The organism is Nonomuraea recticatena (assembly GCF_039533245.1).
GTDB lineage: Bacteria > Actinomycetota > Actinomycetes > Streptosporangiales > Streptosporangiaceae > Nonomuraea > Nonomuraea roseola.
Window position 1 is genome coordinate 154,141 of the sequence record NZ_BAAATE010000009.1, and the last position, 20,918, is coordinate 175,058.

A 20,918-nucleotide genomic window follows, 5' to 3' on the forward strand; every position below is an offset into this window, starting at 1 on the left:
GGATCGAGGACATGAACAAGAGCCTCCCCGCGGCCCTCGCGCTCGCCTCCCTCGCCACCTTCGTCACCGCCTCCGTCGTCGGGGCTCCCGCGCACGCCTCCGTCAAGGACTGTCCGGTCCCTCCGCCCGCCGTCGACCCCGTCGTCAAGGTGCCGCCGATCAACGAGGCGGCGCTCGCCAGGAGCATCGAGAAGCTGCCCGCGCCCGACGCCACCGCGGCGATCGTCCGCGTGGGCGGCACGAAGGGCACGTGGAAGGGCGTCACGGGGGTCGGCGACCTGCGCGCCGAGCGGCCCGCCAGGGACGACGTCCGCTTCCGCGCAGGCAGCGTCACGAAGATGTTCACCACCGCCGTCGTGCTCCAGCTCGTCGCCGAGGGCAGGGTGTCGCTCGACGGCGCCGTCCAGGAGTACCTGCCCGGCCTGCTTCCCGCCGACTACCCGGAGATCACCGTGGGCCAGCTGCTCAACCACACCAGTGGCCTGCCCGCGCCCGAGATCGACGGCGGCTTCGAGGAGGTCTACAGGACCAGGTTCAAGACCTGGACGCCAGAGGAGTACGTCGCGCTGGCCGTCAAGAACCCGGTCGAGTTCACGCCCGGGACCAGGCAGCACTATCTCAACACCAACACCTTCGTCGCCGGCCTGCTCATCGAGAAGGTCACGGGCCGCTCCTACGAGCACGAGGTCACCACCCGCATCCTGCGCCCGCTCGGCATGCGCGACAGCTACCTGCCCGGACGGTCGGTGCACATCCGCGGCAGGCACAACCACGGCTACCAGGTCGTGTCCGCCGGCTTCCCCGGCTCGATCCGGTACGGCGACGCGTCCGTCGTGGACATGACCGCGACCAGCGTCACCTCCACCTGGGCTTCTGGCGACCTGATCTCGACCGCCCGCGACCTGGAGAGGTTCGTGAACGCGCTCTTCTCCGGCGAGGTCGTGCCGCCCGCCCAGCTGGAGCCGATGTTCACCGTCCCGAGGGTGACGGCGTTCGGCGGGTGCGACCCCGCCGTGTACACCTCAGGCATGTCCAGGATGGTGCTGCCCGGCGGGCAGGTCGCCTACGGCAAGACGGGCGCCAGGTACGGCTTCTCGGCAGGCGTGGGCGCCACCCGCGACCTGAGCAGGACCGTCGTCTACTCCATCAACTCCACCGACGCCAAGTCCTCGGGCCAGAACCAGCGCGGCCTGGGCGTGGCGCTGGCCGCGCTGGTTCCGTAACGCGGAACCAGGCATTGGGGAACGGGACGCGCACCCATCACTCTGGGGCGCATCCCCCGAAAGGTCACAAGATGATCAGAGCGACTCTGGCCACCACCGCCTGCCTGGCAAGCCTGCTGGTGGCCGCCCCCGCGCAGGCCGAACCCGACGACGCCTTCCCCACCGTCTGCGGTGACCGCCGCCCGAGCGACCCCGCCCCCGGCGAGTACGGCATGCAGCTCGACGGCACGTTCCGCCACCCAGCACTCACCCCCGCGGGCGAGGAGCGCTTCTCCTTCCCCGGCGGCGCCCAGGACCTCTTCCCCAAGACCAAGGGCTACGACCCGAAGAGCCACGTCGAGGGCCCGATCAAGGTGGAGGCCTCCTACAGGGGCGCGGACTTCACCCCCGACTACTTCCACACCTGGCAGAACGTCGTCGACTTCGACGGACGCCGCTACCTGTTCCAGTACGACCGCACAGAGGCCCGTGTCTACGACGTCACCGACGTGCGCAAGGTGAAGATCGTCGAGAGCCTGACCGGCAAGGACTGGAAGGCCGCCGACTACTGGGGCGCGGCCACCATCCAGTGGCGCGACGGCCACTACGTGATGATCCAGTCCTTCGAGCAGAAGCGCCAGGTCGACCAGCTCGGCGACAGCGTCGAGAAGAGCAAGTTCCACAACCCCTCGGGCGTGGAGCAGCTGCGCGGCGAGACCACCTTCAAGGGCTTCAAGGTCTACCGCCTGGACGGCCCGCGGAGGAAGGACTGGAAGCTGCTGTCCACGGTGACGACCGACCCCACGCTGAGCGACCCGAAGCCGGGCGTGCAGCAGGGCTCGGGCTCGCTGGACGTGCCGTACTGGACCGGCGGGAAGTACATGTTCATCGCCGTCGCCCCGCTCGACACCTGGCGCAACACCGAGGTGCCCACCTACCTCTACTCGCCCGGCTACCAGGCGTGGGACATGTCCGACCTGAAGCGGCCGAAGAAGGTCGGCGAGTGGCACCGCAAGGGCCAGGTCGCGGGGGAGGAGGCCGCCTACGCCAAGAACCCGCGCTGCGGCAACCAGACCTCCTGGATGGGCGCGCGCATGCCGTTCTTCGTCTCAGGCAGGTACGGCTTCGCCGCGCTCGGCGGCTACGGCCTGTCGATCCTCGACATCTCCGACCCGGCGAAGATGAAGGAGATCGGCCACCTCGACCTGCCGATGTCGGTCGGCGGCACGGAGGCCGACAACGTGGACGTCTCCCAGTACGAGAAGACCGGCATGGTCTACGTCTCGGGCTACCCGCTCGGCGAGGACTGCCACGAGCCCTACAAGGACGTCTTCCAGGTCGACGCCCGCGACCCGCGCCACCCGCGGATCGTCGGCACGCTGCCCAGGCCCGCGCCGGCGGCGGGCGCCCCGTTCGCCGACTACTGCCAGCGCGGCGGCAGCTTCGGCCCCAAGCGGTCGGGCTCCTACACCTCGCCGGGAGAGCCGAAGCAGGGCCTGCTGACCTACGCCTTCTACAACGCGGGCGTGCAGTTCTTCGACACCACCGACATCAGGCGGCCGAAGCGGGTCGCGCAGTTCGTGCCCAGCGGGTTCAGCAAGGGCGTGCCTGACTACGCGCTCGGCAACCAGACCCACGCCATCTACGTCGAGTGGGACCGCAAGATCGTCTGGGTGTTCACCAACGACGGCATCTACGCCGTCTCCTCGGCCAAGCTGCTGGGCGCGCCCACGTTGGGCAGGCCCCTGGCGCCGTACCGGAATTCGGACAAGTAACATCAGGGTGCCCACAAGGCACCCATGTACGTCCGCGGCTCCGTGCGGCCTGCACACCCGCGGGTCTCCCGGAGCGCGCCCAGCTTCCGGGAGACCCCCGCCATGCTGCTGACCTTCGCGGTCACCGCACTCGTCATGATCATGATCCCCGGGCCCGACGCGGCCCTGATCATGCGCAGCTCCCTCACGCACGGCCGCGTGGCCGGGCTGCTCACGATGGCCGGCGGGCTGCTCGGCCTCGCCGTCCACGCCACCGCCGCCTCGCTCGGCCTGTCGGCGCTGCTGGCCGCCTCGCCGACCGCCTTCACCGTGCTCAGGTGGATCGGCATCGCCTATCTGGTGTGGCTGGGCGTGCAGTCCTTCCGCGCCAAGCCGAAGGAGGCGGCGCGCGACGCGGGCCGGCGGCACATCCGCAATGGCTTCTTCTCCAACCTGCTCAATCCGAAGGTGCTGCTCTTCCAGGTCACCTTCCTGCCGCAGTTCATGACGGGAACGAACGACGCGCTGCTGCTGTCGGCCGTCTTCGCGGGGCTCTACGCCGCCTGGTTCGCGCTCTACGTGCTCGTGGTCGACCGCGTGGGCGCGCTGCTGCGCACGCCCCGGGTGCGGCGGCGCGTCGAGCGGATCACCGGCGTGCTACTGGTCGGCTTCGCCCTGCGCCTGGCTGTTCAGTAGCTTGATCGCCCGTTTCGGGGCGATCGCCCTGTAACTCTCCTCGACCCAGTCGAGCAGCAACTCGACGTCGGGCAGGGCGCTCTGGAACGGGACCGTCACCCAGCCCGCCTTGCCCAGGCCGTAGCCGCTGGGCTCGGCGCCCTCGACGGTCAGCGCGTGGCCGTGCGCCTCGGACTGGAGCTTGACCCCGAAGGAGGGGTTCCACTTCTCGGTCGGCTCGTCGATGCCGAGAAACAGGAAGACCTTCTTGTTGACCTTGATGACCCGATCGCCCCAAGGGAAGTCCTCGTGGGTCTCAGGCAGGCTGAGCGCGAAGTCGCGCATGGTCTGCCTGACGGCGTGCCAGTCGCTCATGGTTCTCTTCTACCCCTGAGCTCCGACAGTTTGGCCTCGATGGCCGGTCTGATGCGGTCGCGGGCCTCCATGCGGGGCACGCCGTCCATCAGCATCCTGTCGTAGCCGGTGTCGAGGTGGCGGATCGAGGCCACGACGGCGAGCGTGATCGCGTTCTCGTCGAGGGCCTTGGCGGCGGCCGTGCGCCCCACCCTGCCGCTGCCGCGCAGGGCGGCGTGGGCGGCGATCGAGTCGGCGCGCCCTGGAGGGCAGGCGGGGAAGAGCCGCAGGATCTCGGCGGCCATCCTGGTCTGGTAGTCGAGGTCCTGCTCGGCCCTGCGCTCCCTGTCGCGGTCGCGGCGGCGCAGGCGTACCTCCTCGTCGCCCAGGCACTGCTCCTCGGCGCGCGCCAGCGCGGCCTCCTCGACCAGCACCCCCTGGCGCTGGTAGACCTTGCGCCGCCTGTTGTACTGGACCACCACCGCCGACAGCCCGCTCTCCTTCTTGGCCCTGCGGCTCAGCGCGGCGTTCCCCGAGGGGAGGAAGACCAGGTGGTCGAGGTCGGCGCAGGTGAGGCAGTGCGGGCGGTCGTCCTCCATGATCAGGTAAGGGCCCGTGTCGCCGCACGTGGCGCAGGTCCACGTCTCGAGCGGCGCGACCACGACCAGGTCGGGCGCCTTGCTCTGCCGTTCGGCCAGCTGCTTCACCCGCGCGTCGCTGAGGGCGGGCGAGATCCAGTGGACGCGGAAGGAGCCCTGCTCGCCTGAGGAGGTGAAGCGCAGCTCCCTGCGCTCCCTGCTGCCTGACAGGTAGGGCGTCTCCATCGGCCGCAGCCCCTTGGACAGCGCCCATTCGCGCAGCGCGGCGGCCGCGTCGAGCAGGCGCGCGTCGTCGACGGCCGCCAGCTCGCCGAGCGTGGCCGACCTGCCCTGTCTCCAGGTGTCGACATGGCGGCTGTGCAGCCAGCGCAGGCCGGTGACGACGTCGATGAAGGTGACGTACTTGCGGGTGGTGAGCGCGATCTCGGCCGCGTCCGCGACCCTGCGCGCCAGGTTCGGTCGGCTCACAGCATCCCAGTTTGCCGGGAGATGGCGGGTGGTCAGGAGTCGCTTGGGACGATCGGGGCTAGGTCATCACCGTGCGCGTGACCGTGCTGGTGCTCCTCATGCTCGTCACCTCCTGCGCCTCCGCCTCCACGCCGGTCGTCAGCGGGGTGTTCGGCAGCAGGCCGGTCATCGAGCTGCCCTCACAGCGCCCTGGCGGTACGCCCGAGATCAGCGTGCTGGCCGAGGGCAGGGGGCCGCGCACGAGTCCGGGGGACGTGGTGGTGGCCGAGGTCGTGATCCGCGGATGGAGCGGCGACGCGACCCCTCTCAACACCTACGACGCCGGCAGGCCCCTCACGGTCGTCTTCGGACGCGACGACGTTCCCGGGACCTGGGAGCGGGTGCTGATCGGCCGCAGGGCGGGCAGCAGGGTGATGCTGGTCGGCCCCGCCCGCCTCGCCTACGGCGGGGCGGGAGCGGGACAGGACGACCCGCTCGTGCTCGTCTTCGACATCCTCGGCGGCTATCCGCCCGACGCCAGGCTGGTCGGCGAGGAGCTCCCGAGGCTCGCAGGCCCCGCACGCTCCGGCACGCTGATCGACGGCTCGGGGCGCCAGGTCGGCCCAGGCTCCACGGTGGTCGTGCAGTACGTCGCCACCCGCGGGCCGGGGCGCGAGGTCGTGGCCTCCTCCCGCGCCGACGGCGGGCCGAGGGCGTTCGTGCTGAAGGAGGGCGCCGTGCCGTCCGAGTGGGTCGAGGGGCTGGTCGGCAAGCGGGTGGGGAGCAGGGTCGCCGTCACGCGGGGCTCGGTGGTGACGGTGATCGACATCATCGACCTCGTGTGAAAGGGCCCCCGGACGCGCCCGGGGGCCCTTTGCGGAAGGAGATCAGCCGCAGTGCTCGAACGGGCTGTCGTAGACGTAGGAGCCCGCCTTGCCTCCCCACTTCACGCACTTGCCGGCCGCCGCGGCTCTGACGGGTCCCGCGTAGTAGGAGAAGTTGCCCGAGTCGGTTATCCGGCTACTGCCCTGCACCTCCAGATAGGCGGCGGTGGCGGTGGCGGAGCCGAGCGAGGTCTTCTTGATCGTGGTGACGCAGTTGTAGCCGTTGCCGCTGTTGTAGAGCAGGTAGACGGTTCCCGAGGTGCCGAGGGCCGCGGAGTCGATCACGCTGTAGCCCGAGCCGCACACCTCCTGCGGGGTGTAGGGGTTGGTGGTGCTGGCGCAGTTCCTCGAGGTGAGGGTCTGGATCGGGTAGCCGAAGGTCGTGCCGTTGAAGACGGCCTTCTGGATGTTGGAGGGGTAGCTGGTGCCCAGCCGTACCTCGTAGTGGAGGTGCGGGGAGATGTAGTTGCCCGGCTTGCTGGTGTTGCCGACGGTGCCGATCCGCTGGCCCTGGGAGACGGCCTGACCGGCGCTGACCGAGCGGACGTTCAGGTGCGCGTAGTAGGTGGACCAGCCGCCACCGTGGTCGATCTTGACCAGGTTGCCGTAGCCGTTGGCAGAGCCCTGGTGGGCGGAGATGACCACGGTGCCTGAGGCGGCCGCCACGACGGGGTCGCCGAGGTCGGCGTCAGCCGTGCTGCCCCTGTTGAAGTCGATCTCCCAGGACTGGTGCGCGCTGCTCGCGCTGGAGTTGCCCGTCCATGCCTGGCCGCAGGGGAAGGGCAGCTGGAAGTTGGTGGCCATGATGCTCACATCGGCGGTCACCTCGTTGGGAGGGTCGCCCCCCTCCTCTGGATCGGCGGCGGCGATGCTCATGACCAGGGCTAAGCCTGCGATGAGGACTGCTCGGAGTTTCACTGGGACCCCTTCCGCACCGGTAAGTCTTCGCAGGCCCCAGGGTGGGAATAATCCGTACAAAAAACGTACAGAGGGCTGCCATGGTGTCCTTCCATGTGCTCGGCCCGCTGGAGGCGCGGGCCGCAGGACGGCCCGTGCGCATCTCCGGCAGGAAGCCGCGCATGCTGCTGGCCACACTGCTTCTCGACGCCAACCATCTCGTGGGGGCCGATCATCTGGTCGACGTGCTGTGGGAACGCCCACCCCGCTCCGCGCACGCCAACCTGCGCACCTACGCGAGTTCACTGCGCTCCGAACTCGGTGCCCGCATCCGCGCCGAGGGGTCCTGCTACCTGATCGAGGTGGCTCATGACGAGCTCGACCTGCTGACGTTCGAGCGTCTGGTGGCCCGCCGCGATCCCGAGTCGCTGGCCGAGGCGCTGGCGCTGTGGCGCGGCGTCCCGCTGTCCGACCTGCCCGACCATCCCCTGTGGACGCGCCGCCTCGCCCCCCTTCCCGAGGTACGGCTCGCCGCCGCGCGCGAGCTGATCGCCGCCCGCATGGAGCGAGGGGAGTACGGCGAGGCCGTCACCCTGCTGCGCGCCCTGTGCGCTGAGCACCCCTTCCGCGAGGACCTGTGGGGACAGCTCATGCTCGCCCTCCACGGGAGCGGACGGCAGGCGGAGGCGCTGGCGTGCTACACCGAGATCAGGAGACAGCTGGTCGCCGAGCTGGGCGTCGAGCCCGGCGCCGAGCTGCGGGAGGTGCAGGCGACGGTGCTGGCGGGAACGCCGCCCTCCCAGCGGGTGTGGACCCCCAGGCAGCTTCCTCCCGACCTTCCCGACTTCGTGGGCAGAAGGCAGGCGCTCGCCCTCCTCACGCGCCAGGGCGACGGCCGGGGGCCCTACCCTGTCGCGGTGATCTCGGGACCGCCGGGATCGGGGAAGAGCGCGCTGGCCGTCCGCGGCGCGCACGCCCTCGCGGACGCCTTCCCCGCGGGGCAGCTCTACCTGTGCATGGCCGCCGCCGACCCCGCCGACCTGCTCGCCCAGGCGCTGCGGGCGCTGGGCGTGAGCGCGATCCCCGCCACGCTCGACGAGCGCTCGGCCCTCTATCGCAGCGTCCTGGCCGAGCGCCCGATGCTCGTGGTGCTCGACGACGCGGCCGACGCCGCACAGGTCAGGCCGCTGTTGCCGGGCGCGGGCAGCTCGGTGATCGTGACCAGCAGATCGAAGCTCACGTCGGTTCCCGGGGCGCTCCAGATCCATCTGGAGCCCCTGTCGCCGCCCGAGGCCGAGGAGCTCCTCGAAAGGATCATCGGGGCGGACAGGGCGAGGAGGGAGCGGGCGGCGGCCACGGCGATCGTGCGGGCCTGCGGGTTCGTGCCGCTGGCCGTACGGATCGCGGGGGCGCGGCTGGCGGCGCGTCCCGGCTGGTCGCTCGCGCTGTTCCAGAACAGGCTCAAGGACGAGTCGCGCAGGATAGGCGAGCTGCGCATCGGCGACCTTGACGTGCGCCTCGGGCTCGACCACAGCTACAGGGGTCTGCCGGCAGAGGCAGCCAGGACGCTCCACACGCTGGGCAGGCTCGGCGGCGCCTCGCTGCCCGGCTGGGTGGTCGACGCCGTGCTCGGCAGGCACAGGGCCGACGACGTCACCGACGCGCTCGTGGACGCCGACCTGCTGAGGCTGGTCGGCACCGACCCGCTCGGCCAGCCCCGCTACCGGCTGCCCGACCTGGTCAGGTGCCACGCGCTGGAGCAGGGACCCGACCTGGCCGCCCTGGCCAGGGTCGTCGCCACCTGGACCGCCACCACCGAGCTGGCCACGGCCAAACTGCCCACCACCGTCTTCACACTCAGCTCGGCCGCCGCCGCGCGCTGGTGGCTGCCGCGCGAGACGCTCGAGCGGCTCACCGCCGACCCGCTGGCCTGGTTCGAGGCCGAGCACGAGGGGCTGGAGGAGGCTGTGCGCGTGGCTGCCTCCTCCGGCCTGGGCGGGCAGGCGTGGGGGCTCGCCGCCGCGATGGTGCCCTACCTCGACCTGCGCTGCCACTTCGGCACCTGGCAGCGCACCCACGGGACGGCGCTGGCGGCGGCCAGGGTAGCGGGCGACAGCTACGGCGAGGCCGCCATGCTCAGGGGCCTGGCCCAGGTCTGCCTCTACCAGGACCGCTACGCCGAGTCGGAGGAGATGTTCGCCAGGGCCCGCAGGGCCTTCCACGAGCTGGGCGACACCAGGGCGGAGGCCACCTCGGTCTGCGGTCTCGGCGCCGTGGCGCAGTTCCGCGGTGAGCACAGGGCGGCGCTGGCGCACTTCCACCGCGCGCTGGTCATGTTCGGCTCCGTGGGCGATCTCAGCGGCGAGGCCTACACCCGCCAGGCCATCGGCAGGGTCTGCCTGAAGTCGGGCGACCTCGTCCAGGCCGCCCAGTGGCTCGGGCAGGCGCTGCGCCTGGCCCAGCAGCTGGGTGACGTCCACCGCGAAGGCTGCGTGTCGATCCACCTCGGCAAGCTGGGAGAGCCCGAGCGCTTCCACGGGCGGGCGCTCGACATCTTCGAGAGCCTCGGTGACCGGCACTGCGGTGCCTACGCCATGCAGAGCCTGGCGGGTTTCCAGGCCGCCAGCGGCGACCTCGGCCCTGCCTCCGCGGGTCTCGAACGCTCCCTGCTGATCTTCAGGCAGCTCGGCGACCGCAGCGGCGAGGCCTCCTCCGCCCAGCTGCTCGGCGAGCTGCACCGCTCCGCGGGACGGGCGGAGCTGGCCCGCGACTACCTCGACCAGGCGGTGGTGCTCAGAGGATCACTCGCCGCAGAAGCCGTCTGAGCCTGCCCTCCCGTACGGCCGGCACCCCGTCGAGCGCCGCCAGCGCCTCGGCCGCGCTCGGCCGCTTGGCGGGGCTGTGGTCCAGCATGGCCCGCACCACGTCGTGTGCGAGCGCGTCGGGCCCCTCGGGCAACTCGCCGGTCAGCACCTGATGGGCGATCACGCCCGCCGCGTAGACGTCGGCGGCCGAGGTCATCAGGTCGGGCCTGTCGTGGCACTCGGGGGCGACGTAGTGGGCGTCGAGCACGTTGGTCAGCTCGTTGGCCACGGTGTAGGGCCTGGGCGCGCCCTTGGCGTAGTCGAAGCCGGTCAGCATCGCCTGGCCGTCCTCGGACACCAGCACGGAGGCGGGGGTCAACGCCCTGTGCACCACCCCGTGGGCGTGCACGTGCGCGAGCCCTGCCAGCAGACCCCTCAGCACCTCGCTGCGCCGCTCGTGCAGCTGCAGGTGCAGCGCCCTGCCGTGCGCGTCGTCGAGCACCAGCACGAACCTGCTCTCGTCGTCGATGGCGAAGAAGTCGCGCGACCTGACGACGTTGGGATGCGAGGGGATCCTGGTCAGCGACTGGTAGGCGTTGGCGATGCGCTGCCGCTCGGCCGCCCTCTGCTCCTGGTCGGCCAGGGGGTCGGCCTGGTAGACGCGCAGCAGCACGGTCTCGCTGCCCGGCAGCGTGGCGTTGAACGCGCGGTACTCGGTGACCTTGCTGTCGCCGCCGAGGCGCTCCTCGACCTCCCAGTTGCCGAACCTGGGCGGGGCGGTGCTGCGGCGCACCGTGGCGTTGAGCGCGTCGAGGATCTTCGGCAGGTACGGCTTGGCGTCGCGGGTGCCGCCTCGCCGTACGCGGGAGGGGTCGGCCAGGGTGTCGATGAGGGAGGGCAGGTCGGTGACGTTGGCGGCGTCGCGCCCGCCCGCGTCGACCAGCTCGGCGTCGGGGGAGGACAGCACCACGAGGCTGTCGACGTAGACCCGCTCCAGCTCCCTGTGCTTGTCGACCAGGAGCCCCTTGAGCGCCCTGGCGGTGCCGCGCAGCTTGGCCACGGGAGAGCCGAACGCCTCCCTGCGCGGGGGGAACCAGCGCTGGCCTGAGACCTCGATGCGGCCCCTGGTGCCCTTGACGTCGATGACCACGACCGAGTGGCCGGTCAGCACGATCAGATCGACCTCGAACAGGTCGGCGCCGCGCGGGATCTCGATGTTGTGCAACAGCAGCCAGTCGGCGGGCGCGCGGTCGCGCAGATGCGCGATCACGCGCCGCTCGGCGTCGTTGACCGGACGTCCCCCGCCGACGATCTCTGCCATGGGGACCATCCTTGCAGACTTGCAGTTGACAACATGCTGTCGAAGTGACAAGATGTTGTCATGAAGCGAATCGTTCACCTCGCCGTTTACAACACCCTCGCCGATTGGGAGACCGGATACGCGACCGCGCACCTGCGTGGAGAGCAGTACGACGTCGTCACCGTCGCCGAGACGCTCGACCCGATCACGACCATGGGCGGGATGCGCATCCTCCCCGACATCACGCTCGACTCGCTCTCTCCCGCCGACAGCGCGATGCTGATCCTGCCGGGCGCGGAGCTGTGGGACGCCGGAGACGACCTGCGCGCGTTCGCCGCGAAGGCGGGCGAGTTCCTGGCCGAGGGCGTGCCGGTCGCGGCCATCTGCGGCGCGGTCGCGGGCCTGGCGCGGGCCGGGCTGCTCGACGAGCGCGACCACACCAGCGCCGTCGACGGCTACCTGCTGGCCCAGGAGGGCTACGGCGGCGCCGCGCGCTACGTGGAGGCCGACGCGGTCACCGGCGGTGACCTCATCACGGCAGGGCCGACCGAGCCCGTCGCCTTCGCCCGCGAGATCCTCGGCAGGCTCGACGTCTACAAGCCCGAGATGCTCGACGCGTGGTTCAGGCTCTTCAAGTACAGCGACCCGGCGGCCGCCGAGGTCATGATGGGCTCATGAGCGACAGGGGAGAGCTGTTGTCCGCGACCGCGCTGACGACCTTCCGGCTCAACGGCCAGTTCCTCGAGGTCTCGGAGGAACTGGCCAGGCCGGCGGGCCTGACCGCCTCATGGTGGCAGGTGCTCGGCGCGGTGCTCCACGAGCCGCTGCCGGTCGCGGGCATCGCCAGGGTGATGGGGATGACCCGCCAGGGGGTGCAGCGCATCGCCGACCTGCTCGTGGAGAGAGGGCTGGCGGAGTACCAGCCCAACCCCGCCCACCGCAGGGCCAAGCTGCTGCGGCCGACCCCCGAGGGCAGGGCGGCCGTCGAGAAGATCACGCCAGGCCACGCCGCCCTCGCGGCGCGGCTGGCGGAGGAGCTGGGCGAGGAGGAGTGGGCCGCCATCCTGGAGGCGCTGCGGCGGCTGTCGGCGGCCATCGACCGCCTGCAGTAGGTCAGCTGTCGGCGGTCACCAGGGGCCTGGCCTGCCTGCGCACGATGGCGCCGCCCGGCAGGGCGAGCAGCGCGATCAGGGCGATCACCGCGCCCGAGACGCCCAGCCAGGGGATGGCGGTGGCGGACGCGGCGGCGTGCGCGGCCGGCAGGCCGTGCACGGGCGCGTCGGCGGCGACCACCGAGCCGTAGGCGGTGCCGCCGATCGCCAGCGCGACCGAGCCGCCGATCTGGCGGAAGAAGGTCAGGTTGGCCGAGGCGGTGCCGATGTGCTGCGGCGCGACCGAGGACTGGATGGCGACGGTCAGGCCCGAGAGCATCGGGCCCATGCCCAGGCCGATGAGCGCCATCCAGGCGGCCAGCGCCACGCCCGAGGTGCCGAGGGCGAGGTTCGCGGTCAGCAGGCTGCCTGCCACCAGCAGGAACGGCGCGACGACGAGTGACGGTTTGTAGCGCCCCGTTCTGGAGATCACCGCGCCGACGAGGCCGCTGCCGAACACCATCGCGAGCATCAGGGGATAGACGCGCAGGCCCGACTCCGTGGCGCTGAGCCCCAGCGCCTCCTGGAAGTAGCGCGGCAGGAAGACCACCCCCGCGTACATGCAGAAGGCGGTGAAGAACGAGGCCACGTTGACGATGGCGTAGGTGCGGTCGGCGAACAGCTCCATCGGCATGATGGGGTGCTCGGCCCGCAGCTCCACCAGCACGAACGCCACCAGCGCGGCGAGCGAGACCAGCAGCGGGCCCGCGACCGCGGGAGAGGTCCAGTCGTTGCCGTCGAGGCCCTTCCCGGTCAGGCCGAGCAGCAGCGCGGTGATCGCGACGGTGAACACCGCGATGCCGAGGTAGTCGGGCCTGACCCGGCCCGTGCCCTTCAGGTACGGCAGCCGCCAGGCGATGATCGCGATCAGCACCACGCCGATCGGCACGTTGACGTAGAAGGCCCACCGCCAGCTGGCGTAGTCGGTGAACAGGCCGCCGAGGAACGGTCCCGCGAGGTAGCTCAACGCCATCACGCCGCCGATCGCGCCCTGGACCTTCGCGCCGCGCTCGGCAGGGAACAGGTCGATGACCAGCGCGAGCGAGAGCGGGAGCAGCGCGCCCGCGCCCAGGCCCTGCAGCGCCCTGAAGGCGATGAGCTGGGGCATGTCCTGGGCCAGGCCGCACAGCGCGGACCCGGCGAGGAAGACCACCACGCCGATGAGCAGCAGCGGCTTGCGGCCGTACTGGTCGGAGAGCCTGCCGTACAGGGGGACGGTCACGGTGGAGGTCAGGAGGTAGGCGGTGACGACCCAGGTGTAGAGGCCGGTGCCGCCCAGGTCCGCGGTGATCTGAGGGAGCGCGGTGCCCACGATCGTCTGATCGAGCATGGCGAGGAACATGCCGCCGAGCACGGCGAGGAGGAGCAGCATATGTCGAGCGTGACATGTAAGGATTTACATGTCAAAACTTAGATATCCTGTGCCCATGTCCCTACGGATCGCACTGCTCGGCCTGCTGCGGGCCTCGGGCCCCTCCAGCGGCTACGACCTGGCCAAATCGTTCGAGTCCACGCTCAACTACGTCTGGCAGGCCGGGCACAGCCAGATCTATCCGGAACTGGTGAAGATGGCGGCCGACGGGCTGGTCACCGTCGAGGCCGAGGGGGCCAGGGGACGCAAGGTCTACGCGATCACGCAGGAGGGCTCGGCGCAGCTGCGCGGATGGCTCCTCGAGCAGACGCCGAGCCTCACGGTCAGGAGCGAGGGCGCGCTGCAGGCGTTCCTGCTTCCCGTGCTCGACCCCGTGGACGCGGTGGCGGCGCTGGAACGCCTGCGTGAGCGCTATGTCGAGAAGGTCGCGATGCTGGAGACGCTCTGCGACCAGCACGGGAGCAAGGCGTTCGGCCGGTACGCGCTCGACCACGGGCTCAGGCACGCGCGCACCACGATCGAGTGGGTCGACGACACCATCGCCACCATCAGCCGCGACATCGGGCATGGTGGGTCGTGTGATGAGAACGTGGCTGACTGATCGTTTCGACCGCACGGTTCCTCTCGTCGGGGCGCCGATGGCGGGCGTCAGTGGAGGCCGTCTCGCGGCGGCGATCTCGCGGGCGGGGGCGCTCGGCATGATCGGCGTGGCGGCCTCCGCCCCGGGGCAGTGGATCACCGAGCAGGCGGCCGTCGCGGCGGGGAGCGGCCTGCCGTACGGGATCGGGCTCATGGCGTGGGCGCTGCCCGGCAACCCCGAGCAGTTCGACGCCGTGCTGGCGGCCAGGCCCGCGCTGGTGTCCGTGAGCTTCGGGCCCTACGACCGCTACGTCGGGCCGCTCAGGGAGGCGGGCATCACCGTGGTGACCCAGGCGGGCACCACGGACGAGGCGCGGGCGGCCGAGCAGGCGGGAGTCGACGCCGTCGTGGCGAGGGGCGGCGAGGGCGGAGGTCACGGGCGCAACGACGTCGCCACCCTGCCGCTGCTGGAAGGCGTGCTCGACGCGGTGCGGATCCCGGTGCTGGCCGCCGGCGGCCTGGCCACGGGGCGCGGGCTGGCCGCCGTGCTGGCGGCCGGAGCCGAAGGAGCGTGGGCCGGCACCGCCTTCATGGCCTGCCAGGAGGCGACCGTGTCGGCGGCCGCGCTGGAGCGCATCCTGGCCGCGGACGAGACCTCCACCGCCTACGGGCGCGTCTTCGACGTGGCCCAGCGGCTCGGCTGGCCACCCGAGTACGGCGGCCGCGCCCTCCGCAACGCCTTCTTCGACCAGTGGGAGGGCAGGGAGGAGGAACTCGACGACGAGGCGGTCGCCGTGCTCGCGCAGGCACGCGCGGACGAGGACTTCGACCTCGCCTACATCTACGCGAGCCAGGCGGTAGGGATGGTCAGGGAGCGGCGGCCCGCCGCGGACGTCGTCGCGGGCTTCGCCACCGCCGAGGCGTTCCTGCGCAGGCGCCTCTAGCCCGGCGGTCGCTGCCTCGTCGTCGCCCTGACAGCCAGGCGGGAGGGGTCGGGCCAGTGCACGCCGTAGGCCCATCCGGCCTGCTCGAACCAGCGGATCAGCCGCGCGCTCGGGTCGAGCTGGCCCCTGAGCACCCCGTGCCTGGCGCATGTCGGCTCGACGTGGTGCCAGTTGTGCCAGCCCTCGCCGAGCGTCAGCATCGCCACCCACCGTACGTTCGAGGAGCGGTCCCTGGTGGTGAACGGCCGCTCGCCGAAGGTGTGGGCGACGGAGTTGACCGACCAGGTGACGTGGTGCACGACGGCGTAGCGGACCAGGCCGCCCCAGAAGAACCCGGTCCACGCGCCCGCCCACGACATCGACAGCAGCCCGCCGGCCAGGGCGGGCAGCGCGAACGACAGCGCCACGACCCCTGGATACCAGGCGTCGAACCGCCGCACGTCGGGGTCGGCCAGCAGGTCGGGCACCCAGTGCCTGCGGTTGGAGCGCAGGCGGGCGCTGTAGAACCAGCCGACGTGCGCGTGGGCCATGCCGCGCAGCAGGGCCAGGCCGCTGTCGCCGTAACACCAGGGGGAGTGGGGATCGCCCTGCCTGTCGGCGTACTTGTGGTGGCGGCGGTGCTCGGCGGCCCACAGCGTGACCGGACCCTCCACCGCCATCCCGCCCGCGAGCAGGAGCGCGATCCGCAACGGCCTGGCGCACCTGAACGACCTGTGGGTGAAGAGCCTGTGGTAGCCGATGGCGATGCCGAAGATGCTGACCACGTACATCACCGCCGCGATGAGCAGATCGCGCACGCCGATGCCCCACCCCCACATCGCCGGCACCGCGAGTGCCAGCAGCAGCGGGGGCGCCAGGACGAGGACGACCAGGTAGGCGGTGCGTCGGCCAGTGCTGACCGAGACGGTCTCCGGGTTCACGTCCCCGATTCAACGGGCGTCTCCCTCGTCACGTCAGTTGCCTGGAAGCCACGAATCAATCACTCACAGGAGTCATAACACTCCGTTGGGTAGTCACCCCCATATGTGGCTCCATAGCCACATGGGCCATCTGGAGAAGTACGACGAGACGCTGGCACGCGACCCGATGGCCGCGTTCGTCCTGGTCAGGGAGTGGATGCGGACCGAGTGGCGGGAGCTGTTCGCCGAGCTGCGCGAGCGGCGGCCGGTCTTCGCCACCCCGGTCCTCACGGTCGTGACCCGCTTCGCCGACGTCACCGAGGTGCTCTCGCGCGAGGAGGTCTTCACCGTCAGGGCCTTCGGCCCTCGCCTCGACGCGGCGCTGGGCGGGCCCTTCATGCTCGGCAGGGACGCCACCGCCATGAACTGGCGGGACAAGGGCATCATGCAGTTCGTGCTCGACCCCGGCGACGTGGCGGGGGTGCGCGAGCTGGCGGGCCGCCTGGCCGACGAGGCGCTCGACGCGGCCGCGGCGCGGGGCGAGATCGAGGTGGTCCACGAGCTGTTCAGGCCCGTGGCGCTGGGCGTGTGCGCGCAGTACTTCGGCCTGCCAGGCCCTGATCCGCAGACGCTGTCCCGATGGACCAGGACCATCATCACCGACTGCTTCGCCAACTACCTCGGCGATCCCGCCGTCCAGGCCGCCTCGGTCGAGGCGGGCGCGGAGATGACCGCCTATCTGCGCGATGAGCTCGAGGCGCGGAGAGCGGGGCGGGGCCCTTCCGACGACGTGTTCGCCAGGCTGGTGGCGAGCGGCCTCGACGAGGAGCGGGTCGTCGTCAACATGGCGGGGCTGCCGCTCGGATTCGTCGAGAGCGGCCCCGGCGCGATGGTGGAGGCGACCGAGCAGCTGCTGCTGCGCCCCGAGGTTCTCGCTAGGGCCGTGACCGACGACGACTTCGACCGCTACGTGTGGGAGGCGCTGCGGTTCAACCCGTTCTTCAAACTGCTTCCCCGCATCTGCGAGCGCGACTACGAGCTGGCGGGCACCGTGATCCCCGCGGGCACGTTCGTGCTGGCCGCGCCCGCCTCGGCGATGTTCGACGCGGCCGTGCTCGACGAGCCCGACGAGTTCCGTCTCGACCGTCCCCGCCACCACCAGCTGTTCTTCGGCTACGGCCATCACGCGTGCCTCGGCGTGCATCCGGCCAGGGCGGTCATCTGCGAAGCCGTACGGCGGTTGCTGCTGCGACGGGGCGTGCGGGTGATCGAAGGCGTCACCCGCGCCAACGGGATCTTCCCTGACCGGTTCGTCCTCGGGTTGGAGGCGTGATGACGGCACGCGGCATCGCCACCGACGGAGTCGTCAACAGGCTCAGGTTCCTGGCACTGACGCGCGGGCGGCCGTTCTGGGAGCTCGTCCAGAGCGTCGAGCCCCTCAGGCGCCGCGTCAACGCCGCGCTGATCGACCTCGCCGTCCGCGAGATGCCGCCCAGACCCGAGCCGCTGAGCACCATGGCCGACTACACCTCGTGGGCCTCCCTCACCGACCGCACCTACAGCGGCAGGCACGTGGCGCCGCACCACAGCGACGAGGGCAGGCCCACCCCCGAGCAGGCGGCGAGCCTGTTCGCCAGGGGCGAGGAGATGATCCCCTGCCCGCGCTCCACCGTGCTGTTCGCCTACTTCGCCCAGTGGTTCACCGACGGCTTCCTGCGCGGCGACACCAACGTGCCGCGCGACCCGCGCAAGAACACCTCCAACCATCACATCGACCTCAACCAGGTCTACGGCCTGCACCCCGCGGCCACCGCCGCGCTGCGCACCTTCGAGGGCGGGCGGCTCAAGAGCCAGATCATCAACGGCGGCGAGTTCCCTCCCCACCTCTGCGAACACGGCAAGATCAAGCCGGAGTTCGCCGCGCTCAGCGTGATCCGCTTCGGCGAGCTCACCGAGGCCCAGCGCGACACCCTGTTCGCCACCGGCAGCGACAGGGGCAACATCCAGATCGGCTTCACCATGCTCACGGTGCTGTTCCTGCGCGAGCACAACAGGGTGGCCCGCGTGCTGGCGGAGAACCATCCGCGCTGGGACGACGAAAGGCTCTTCCAGACCGCGCGCAACATCCTCATCGTGGTGCTCATCAAGCTGGTGGTCGAGGAGTACATCAACCACATCACCCCCTACCACTTCCGCTTCACCCTGGACCCCCGGCTGTCGGCCGCGCTGGCCCGCGCGCCGTGGCACCGCGAGAACTGGGCCTCGGTGGAGTTCAACCTCGTCTACCGCTGGCACGGCCTGATCCCCTCCACGCTCACGGTCGGCGGCAGGGAGCTGCCGATGGCGCAGACGCTGCTCGGCGGCCCGCTCCTGCCCGAGGCGGGGCTCGCCAGGCTCTTCGAGGAGGCCTCGAGGCAGCGGGCGGGGCGCATCGGGCTGTTCAACACCGATCCGCTGCTGCGTGAGGTGGACGTCGCCAGCATCGCCGACTCGCGGGCGCTGGCCCTCGCGCCCTACAACAGCTACAGGGAGCACTGCCGCTTCCCCAGGGTCCGCAGGTTCGAGCACGTGTCGGGGGACCCCCGGGTGGTCGAGGGGCTGAGATCGCTCTACAGAAGCGTGGACGACCTCGACCTCTACGTGGGGCTGTTCGCCGAGGAGCCCGGCTCGCCCGACGCGATGCTGCCGCCGCTGCTGACCAAGATCATCGCCATCGACGCCTTCTCCCAGGCGCTGACCAACCCGCTGCTCGCGCCCCGGATCTTCAACTCCGCCACCTTCTCGCCCCAGGGTATGAGGATCATCGCGGCCACCAGGAGGCTGGCCGACGTCGTGCGCCGCAACACCCCTGAGGACCCCACACCGCGCCGCGTCGCCATGACCCGGCTGGGGCACCCGTGACCTCCGCCTCTCCGCCGGGACCCGCGCCAGGGGCAGGGCGCGACCAGGCGGAGGAGGCCGCAGGCGAGGCGTTGCGGGCGGCGGCGCGCGACCTCGTCGAGGTGGGCATCCGCGTGCAGGAGGCGTCGGCCCACGCCACCGCCGCCCTCACCGGCCGCGCGACCCTGGCGGCGATGCCACGCGCCCTCACCGCCGCCTGTCTCACCCACGGCGCCCTGTTGCGAGCGCTGACCAACCCCGACGGCCTGGGCTGCGCGTTCACGGGAGGCAGGATCGCCGGCGTCGCCGCCAAGATCGGCGCGATGGCGGGGGCGGAGAGCCTGGCCGTGCGCATCCTGGCGACCTCGCTGCGCCTGAGGATCGCCGCCGTCGCTCTGGACCACCCCGAGCTGCTCGCCGACCCCATGCTGGGCAGGCTGATCGAGGCCGCGGCGGCCGACCGCGATCTCGAGGCGGTCCGCGCCCTGCGCGCGCTGCTCAAGGACCGCGGCGCGGTGCGCGCGCTCAGCCAGCTGGCGCCGGTCTTCGGCGAGGTGCTCGCCCTGCGGGCGCTGCTCGACGAGAACCCGCTCAACGACGACGCCGCCTGGCTGATCGCCACGGGGAAGGGCTTCGCCAACGCCGACCCGATCACCGGCATGAGCAACAGGGCCGTGGCGGTCCTCGACAAGGGGGAGGGCGCGGCGCGCCGCGTCAGGGTGGAAGGGAGCCTCGGCAGGGAGGGCTCGCTGCTCGCCTTCCTCGGCAACATCGCCGAGCTCGGCACCACGGGCAGGGTCCTGATCCAGAGCGTCGAAGGCCCCGACGGTGTGGTGCGCCACGTGGTCCAGGCCCCCGGCATGCGGGCGGGACGGCCCGACAACGACTCGCCGCAGGACCTGCTCGGCGCCTTCAGCAGCGCCGTCCTCGACAGCAGCCCCTACAGCCGGGCGCTGAGCAGGGCGGTCGAGGACTACGGGCTGCCCGAGGGCGCAGAGGTCGCTCTCATCGGCCACAGCGCCGGCGGCGCGGCGATCATGAACCTCGCGCAGGACGCCGGGTTCTGCGCCCGTCACACCGTCACCCACGTCGTCGCCGTCGGCGCGCCCGTCGACTTCAAGCGGCCCGCCGACCCCCGCACCTGGGTGGCGAGCGTCACCAACCAGCACGACATCATCCCCACCCTCGACGGCCAGGGCGCGGGCGGCTGCTTCGACCTGCACCCCGACTGGTACGTGGTCGACTACTTCGACTCGACCCACCTGTTCCCGCTCTGCCACAGCATCGAGCACTACCTCGCCAACCTGGTGGCCGACCTGCCAGAGGAGCGCGGGCGGATCGACACGGCCCTGTCCGCCTACCGGGGGCCCGTCGTGCGCGAGCAGGCCTACCTGCTGTTCGACCGGGCTCCCCACCCCGAGGGCTTCCCCTTCCTGACCGTGCCCACCCGCGTGGAGGAGGGCGTCGAGCTGCCGGTCAGGTGCCAGGACGGCAGCGCGCTGACCGCGTGGTTCGGCGCCGACCCCGCGGCGGCGGACCTGCTCCTGGAGGGGACGGGGTTCGGCCAGGCGGTCAGGGCCGGCGGCAGGGCGCTCGTCGTCGTGCACGCGGCGTGGAACAGGCGCAGCAGCCTCGGCGCCTACCGCGAGCTCCATCTCGGGGTCGTCGTCGCCGATCCCTGGCGCTCGCGGTCGCTCCTGGTCTGGCCCGACCTGCTGCGCGGGGCCGACCGGCGGCGCTCCGGCCTCCACCTGGCGGGCTCGGTGGTCGACGCCGAGCGCGTCGCGGGCGCGGCCTCCCTGGTGTGGGGCGGCGAGCCGTACGTGCTGCCGGTGGGCTTCGGGCTCGCGGGCGCAAGCGTGGACGTCGAGGTCGGCGGCCTGCTGCGACTGCGCGGACGGCTCGGCCCGTGGGCGCCGGTCGGCGAAAGCGACCTGGTCGGCTACGTGAGCGGGCAGGCGGCCACGCTGCGCGCCTGCGTGCGGGCCCGTGGCTGGGCGCGCCTGCATCCCGCGCCGAGCGCGCGGCTGGCCGTCGCCCGGTCGGCGCACCCGCTGGCCGTCCGGCTGAGCGAGCTGGGCCTCGACGGCGCCCGCCCACTGCTGTGCGTGACGGCCCCGCGCCGCCAGAGCCTGGCGGACACCGCAGTCCCCCTGTCGACCGGCTGAACGGAGCAC

The 20,918-nt window shown here is 71.5% G+C and carries 18 protein-coding genes; 12 read left to right on the plus strand and 6 right to left on the minus strand.

The window, feature by feature from the left end:
• The first annotated feature begins 11 nt into the window (after positions 1-11).
• The 3 genes from ABFX50_RS19820 to ABFX50_RS19830 all read left to right on the plus strand — a co-directional run bounded on the left by ABFX50_RS19820 (position 12) and on the right by ABFX50_RS19830 (position 3,652).
• The gene (locus tag ABFX50_RS19820; protein ID WP_346148339.1) at positions 12-1,223 is read left to right on the plus strand and encodes a serine hydrolase domain-containing protein; all 1,212 of its coding nucleotides are present in this window, start codon (positions 12-14) and stop codon (positions 1,221-1,223) included.
• A gap of 71 nt (positions 1,224-1,294) precedes the next feature.
• A complete protein-coding gene (locus tag ABFX50_RS19825; protein WP_346148341.1) occupies positions 1,295-2,977 on the plus strand; it encodes an LVIVD repeat-containing protein in 1,683 nt (560 codons plus the stop codon).
• Positions 2,978-3,079: 102 nt separating this feature from the next.
• Positions 3,080-3,652 (plus strand): LysE family translocator, encoded by a 573-nt coding sequence (locus ABFX50_RS19830; RefSeq protein WP_346148343.1) that lies wholly within the window; start codon positions 3,080-3,082, stop codon positions 3,650-3,652.
• On the opposite strand, the gene ABFX50_RS19835 is transcribed toward ABFX50_RS19830, so the two are convergent.
• Together ABFX50_RS19835 and ABFX50_RS19840 are read right to left on the minus strand one after the other, a co-directional pair.
• Positions 3,614-4,006: an MmcQ/YjbR family DNA-binding protein gene (locus tag ABFX50_RS19835; protein WP_346148345.1), complete on the minus strand. Its 393-nt coding sequence runs from the start codon at positions 4,004-4,006 to the stop codon at positions 3,614-3,616. The two genes, ABFX50_RS19830 and ABFX50_RS19835, sit on opposite strands and share 39 nt — an antisense overlap.
• Positions 4,003-5,052: a DUF2293 domain-containing protein gene (locus ABFX50_RS19840; protein WP_346148347.1), complete on the minus strand. Its 1,050-nt coding sequence runs from the start codon at positions 5,050-5,052 to the stop codon at positions 4,003-4,005. The genes ABFX50_RS19835 and ABFX50_RS19840 overlap by 4 nt, the downstream gene beginning before the upstream one ends.
• 71 nt (positions 5,053-5,123) lie before the next feature.
• Between ABFX50_RS19840 and ABFX50_RS19845 the strand changes: the two genes are divergently transcribed.
• Positions 5,124-5,876, plus strand: a complete 753-nt coding sequence (locus tag ABFX50_RS19845) for an FKBP-type peptidyl-prolyl cis-trans isomerase (RefSeq protein WP_346148349.1) — start codon at positions 5,124-5,126, stop codon at positions 5,874-5,876.
• Between the two features lie 42 nt (positions 5,877-5,918).
• Here the strand turns inward: ABFX50_RS19845 and ABFX50_RS19850 are convergent, their stop codons facing one another.
• The gene (locus tag ABFX50_RS19850; protein WP_346148351.1) at positions 5,919-6,833 is read right to left on the minus strand and encodes a M23 family metallopeptidase; all 915 of its coding nucleotides are present in this window, start codon (positions 6,831-6,833) and stop codon (positions 5,919-5,921) included.
• A gap of 80 nt (positions 6,834-6,913) precedes the next feature.
• Here ABFX50_RS19850 and ABFX50_RS19855 point away from each other — a divergent pair, with 80 nt between their 5' ends.
• Positions 6,914-9,637, plus strand: coding sequence for an AfsR/SARP family transcriptional regulator (locus ABFX50_RS19855; RefSeq protein ID WP_346148353.1), 2,724 nt, complete (start codon positions 6,914-6,916; stop codon positions 9,635-9,637).
• On the opposite strand, the gene mads6 is transcribed toward ABFX50_RS19855, so the two are convergent.
• Positions 9,606-10,937 (minus strand): methylation-associated defense system protein kinase MAD6, encoded by a 1,332-nt coding sequence (gene mads6 / locus ABFX50_RS19860; protein WP_183653859.1) that lies wholly within the window; start codon positions 10,935-10,937, stop codon positions 9,606-9,608. The two genes, ABFX50_RS19855 and mads6, sit on opposite strands and share 32 nt — an antisense overlap.
• Before the next feature lie 60 nt (positions 10,938-10,997).
• Between mads6 and ABFX50_RS19865 the strand changes: the two genes are divergently transcribed.
• Together ABFX50_RS19865 and ABFX50_RS19870 are read left to right on the plus strand one after the other, a co-directional pair.
• Complete coding sequence (locus ABFX50_RS19865) at positions 10,998-11,594, plus strand: DJ-1/PfpI family protein (protein WP_346148356.1); 597 nt, start codon at positions 10,998-11,000, stop codon at positions 11,592-11,594.
• On the plus strand, positions 11,591-12,028 hold the full coding sequence (locus ABFX50_RS19870; protein ID WP_183653865.1) for a MarR family winged helix-turn-helix transcriptional regulator: 438 nt from the start codon (positions 11,591-11,593) through the stop codon (positions 12,026-12,028). The genes ABFX50_RS19865 and ABFX50_RS19870 overlap by 4 nt, the downstream gene beginning before the upstream one ends.
• 1 nt (position 12,029) lies before the next feature.
• Here ABFX50_RS19870 and ABFX50_RS19875 read toward each other — a convergent pair whose 3' ends face one another.
• Complete coding sequence (locus ABFX50_RS19875; protein WP_346148358.1) at positions 12,030-13,439, minus strand: MDR family MFS transporter; 1,410 nt, start codon at positions 13,437-13,439, stop codon at positions 12,030-12,032.
• Positions 13,440-13,494: 55 nt separating this feature from the next.
• Between ABFX50_RS19875 and ABFX50_RS19880 the strand changes: the two genes are divergently transcribed.
• Positions 13,495-14,040: a PadR family transcriptional regulator gene (locus tag ABFX50_RS19880; RefSeq protein ID WP_346148360.1), complete on the plus strand. Its 546-nt coding sequence runs from the start codon at positions 13,495-13,497 to the stop codon at positions 14,038-14,040.
• Complete coding sequence (locus ABFX50_RS19885; protein WP_346148362.1) at positions 14,021-14,962, plus strand: NAD(P)H-dependent flavin oxidoreductase; 942 nt, start codon at positions 14,021-14,023, stop codon at positions 14,960-14,962. Before ABFX50_RS19880 ends, ABFX50_RS19885 begins: the two co-directional genes overlap by 20 nt.
• On the opposite strand, the gene ABFX50_RS19890 is transcribed toward ABFX50_RS19885, so the two are convergent.
• Positions 14,959-15,882: an acyl-CoA desaturase gene (locus ABFX50_RS19890; RefSeq protein WP_346148364.1), complete on the minus strand. Its 924-nt coding sequence runs from the start codon at positions 15,880-15,882 to the stop codon at positions 14,959-14,961. The two genes, ABFX50_RS19885 and ABFX50_RS19890, sit on opposite strands and share 4 nt — an antisense overlap.
• 121 nt (positions 15,883-16,003) lie before the next feature.
• Here ABFX50_RS19890 and ABFX50_RS19895 point away from each other — a divergent pair, with 121 nt between their 5' ends.
• From ABFX50_RS19895 to ABFX50_RS19905, 3 genes are read left to right on the plus strand one after another with little or no spacing between them, the layout of a single operon-like run.
• Positions 16,004-17,194 carry a cytochrome P450 gene (locus ABFX50_RS19895; protein ID WP_346148366.1) on the plus strand — a complete coding sequence of 397 codons (1,191 nt, stop codon included), beginning with the start codon at positions 16,004-16,006 and terminating at the stop codon, positions 17,192-17,194.
• Positions 17,194-18,762, plus strand: a complete 1,569-nt coding sequence (locus ABFX50_RS19900) for a peroxidase family protein (RefSeq protein ID WP_346148369.1) — start codon at positions 17,194-17,196, stop codon at positions 18,760-18,762. The genes ABFX50_RS19895 and ABFX50_RS19900 overlap by 1 nt, the downstream gene beginning before the upstream one ends.
• On the plus strand, positions 18,759-20,909 hold the full coding sequence (locus ABFX50_RS19905; protein ID WP_346148371.1) for a hypothetical protein: 2,151 nt from the start codon (positions 18,759-18,761) through the stop codon (positions 20,907-20,909). Before ABFX50_RS19900 ends, ABFX50_RS19905 begins: the two co-directional genes overlap by 4 nt.
• Positions 20,910-20,918: the final 9 nt, after the last annotated feature.

Excerpts from the sequence above, each read along its gene's own strand:
- ABFX50_RS19820 (WP_346148339.1), top strand. The coding sequence starts at position 12 with ATGAACAAGAGCCTCCCCGCGGCCCTCGCGCTCGCCTCCCTCGCCACC.
- ABFX50_RS19825 (WP_346148341.1), top strand. The coding sequence starts at position 1,295 with ATGATCAGAGCGACTCTGGCCACCACCGCCTGCCTGGCAAGCCTGCTG.
- ABFX50_RS19830 (WP_346148343.1), top strand. The coding sequence starts at position 3,080 with ATGCTGCTGACCTTCGCGGTCACCGCACTCGTCATGATCATGATCCCC.
- ABFX50_RS19835 (WP_346148345.1), bottom strand. The coding sequence starts at position 4,006 with ATGAGCGACTGGCACGCCGTCAGGCAGACCATGCGCGACTTCGCGCTC.
- ABFX50_RS19855 (WP_346148353.1), top strand. The coding sequence starts at position 6,914 with ATGGTGTCCTTCCATGTGCTCGGCCCGCTGGAGGCGCGGGCCGCAGGA.
- mads6 (WP_183653859.1), bottom strand. The coding sequence starts at position 10,937 with ATGGCAGAGATCGTCGGCGGGGGACGTCCGGTCAACGACGCCGAGCGG.
- ABFX50_RS19865 (WP_346148356.1), top strand. The coding sequence starts at position 10,998 with ATGAAGCGAATCGTTCACCTCGCCGTTTACAACACCCTCGCCGATTGG.
- ABFX50_RS19870 (WP_183653865.1), top strand. The coding sequence starts at position 11,591 with ATGAGCGACAGGGGAGAGCTGTTGTCCGCGACCGCGCTGACGACCTTC.
- ABFX50_RS19875 (WP_346148358.1), bottom strand. The coding sequence starts at position 13,439 with ATGCTGCTCCTCCTCGCCGTGCTCGGCGGCATGTTCCTCGCCATGCTC.
- ABFX50_RS19880 (WP_346148360.1), top strand. The coding sequence starts at position 13,495 with ATGTCCCTACGGATCGCACTGCTCGGCCTGCTGCGGGCCTCGGGCCCC.
- ABFX50_RS19885 (WP_346148362.1), top strand. The coding sequence starts at position 14,021 with ATGAGAACGTGGCTGACTGATCGTTTCGACCGCACGGTTCCTCTCGTC.
- ABFX50_RS19895 (WP_346148366.1), top strand. The coding sequence starts at position 16,004 with ATGGGCCATCTGGAGAAGTACGACGAGACGCTGGCACGCGACCCGATG.
- ABFX50_RS19900 (WP_346148369.1), top strand. The coding sequence starts at position 17,194 with ATGACGGCACGCGGCATCGCCACCGACGGAGTCGTCAACAGGCTCAGG.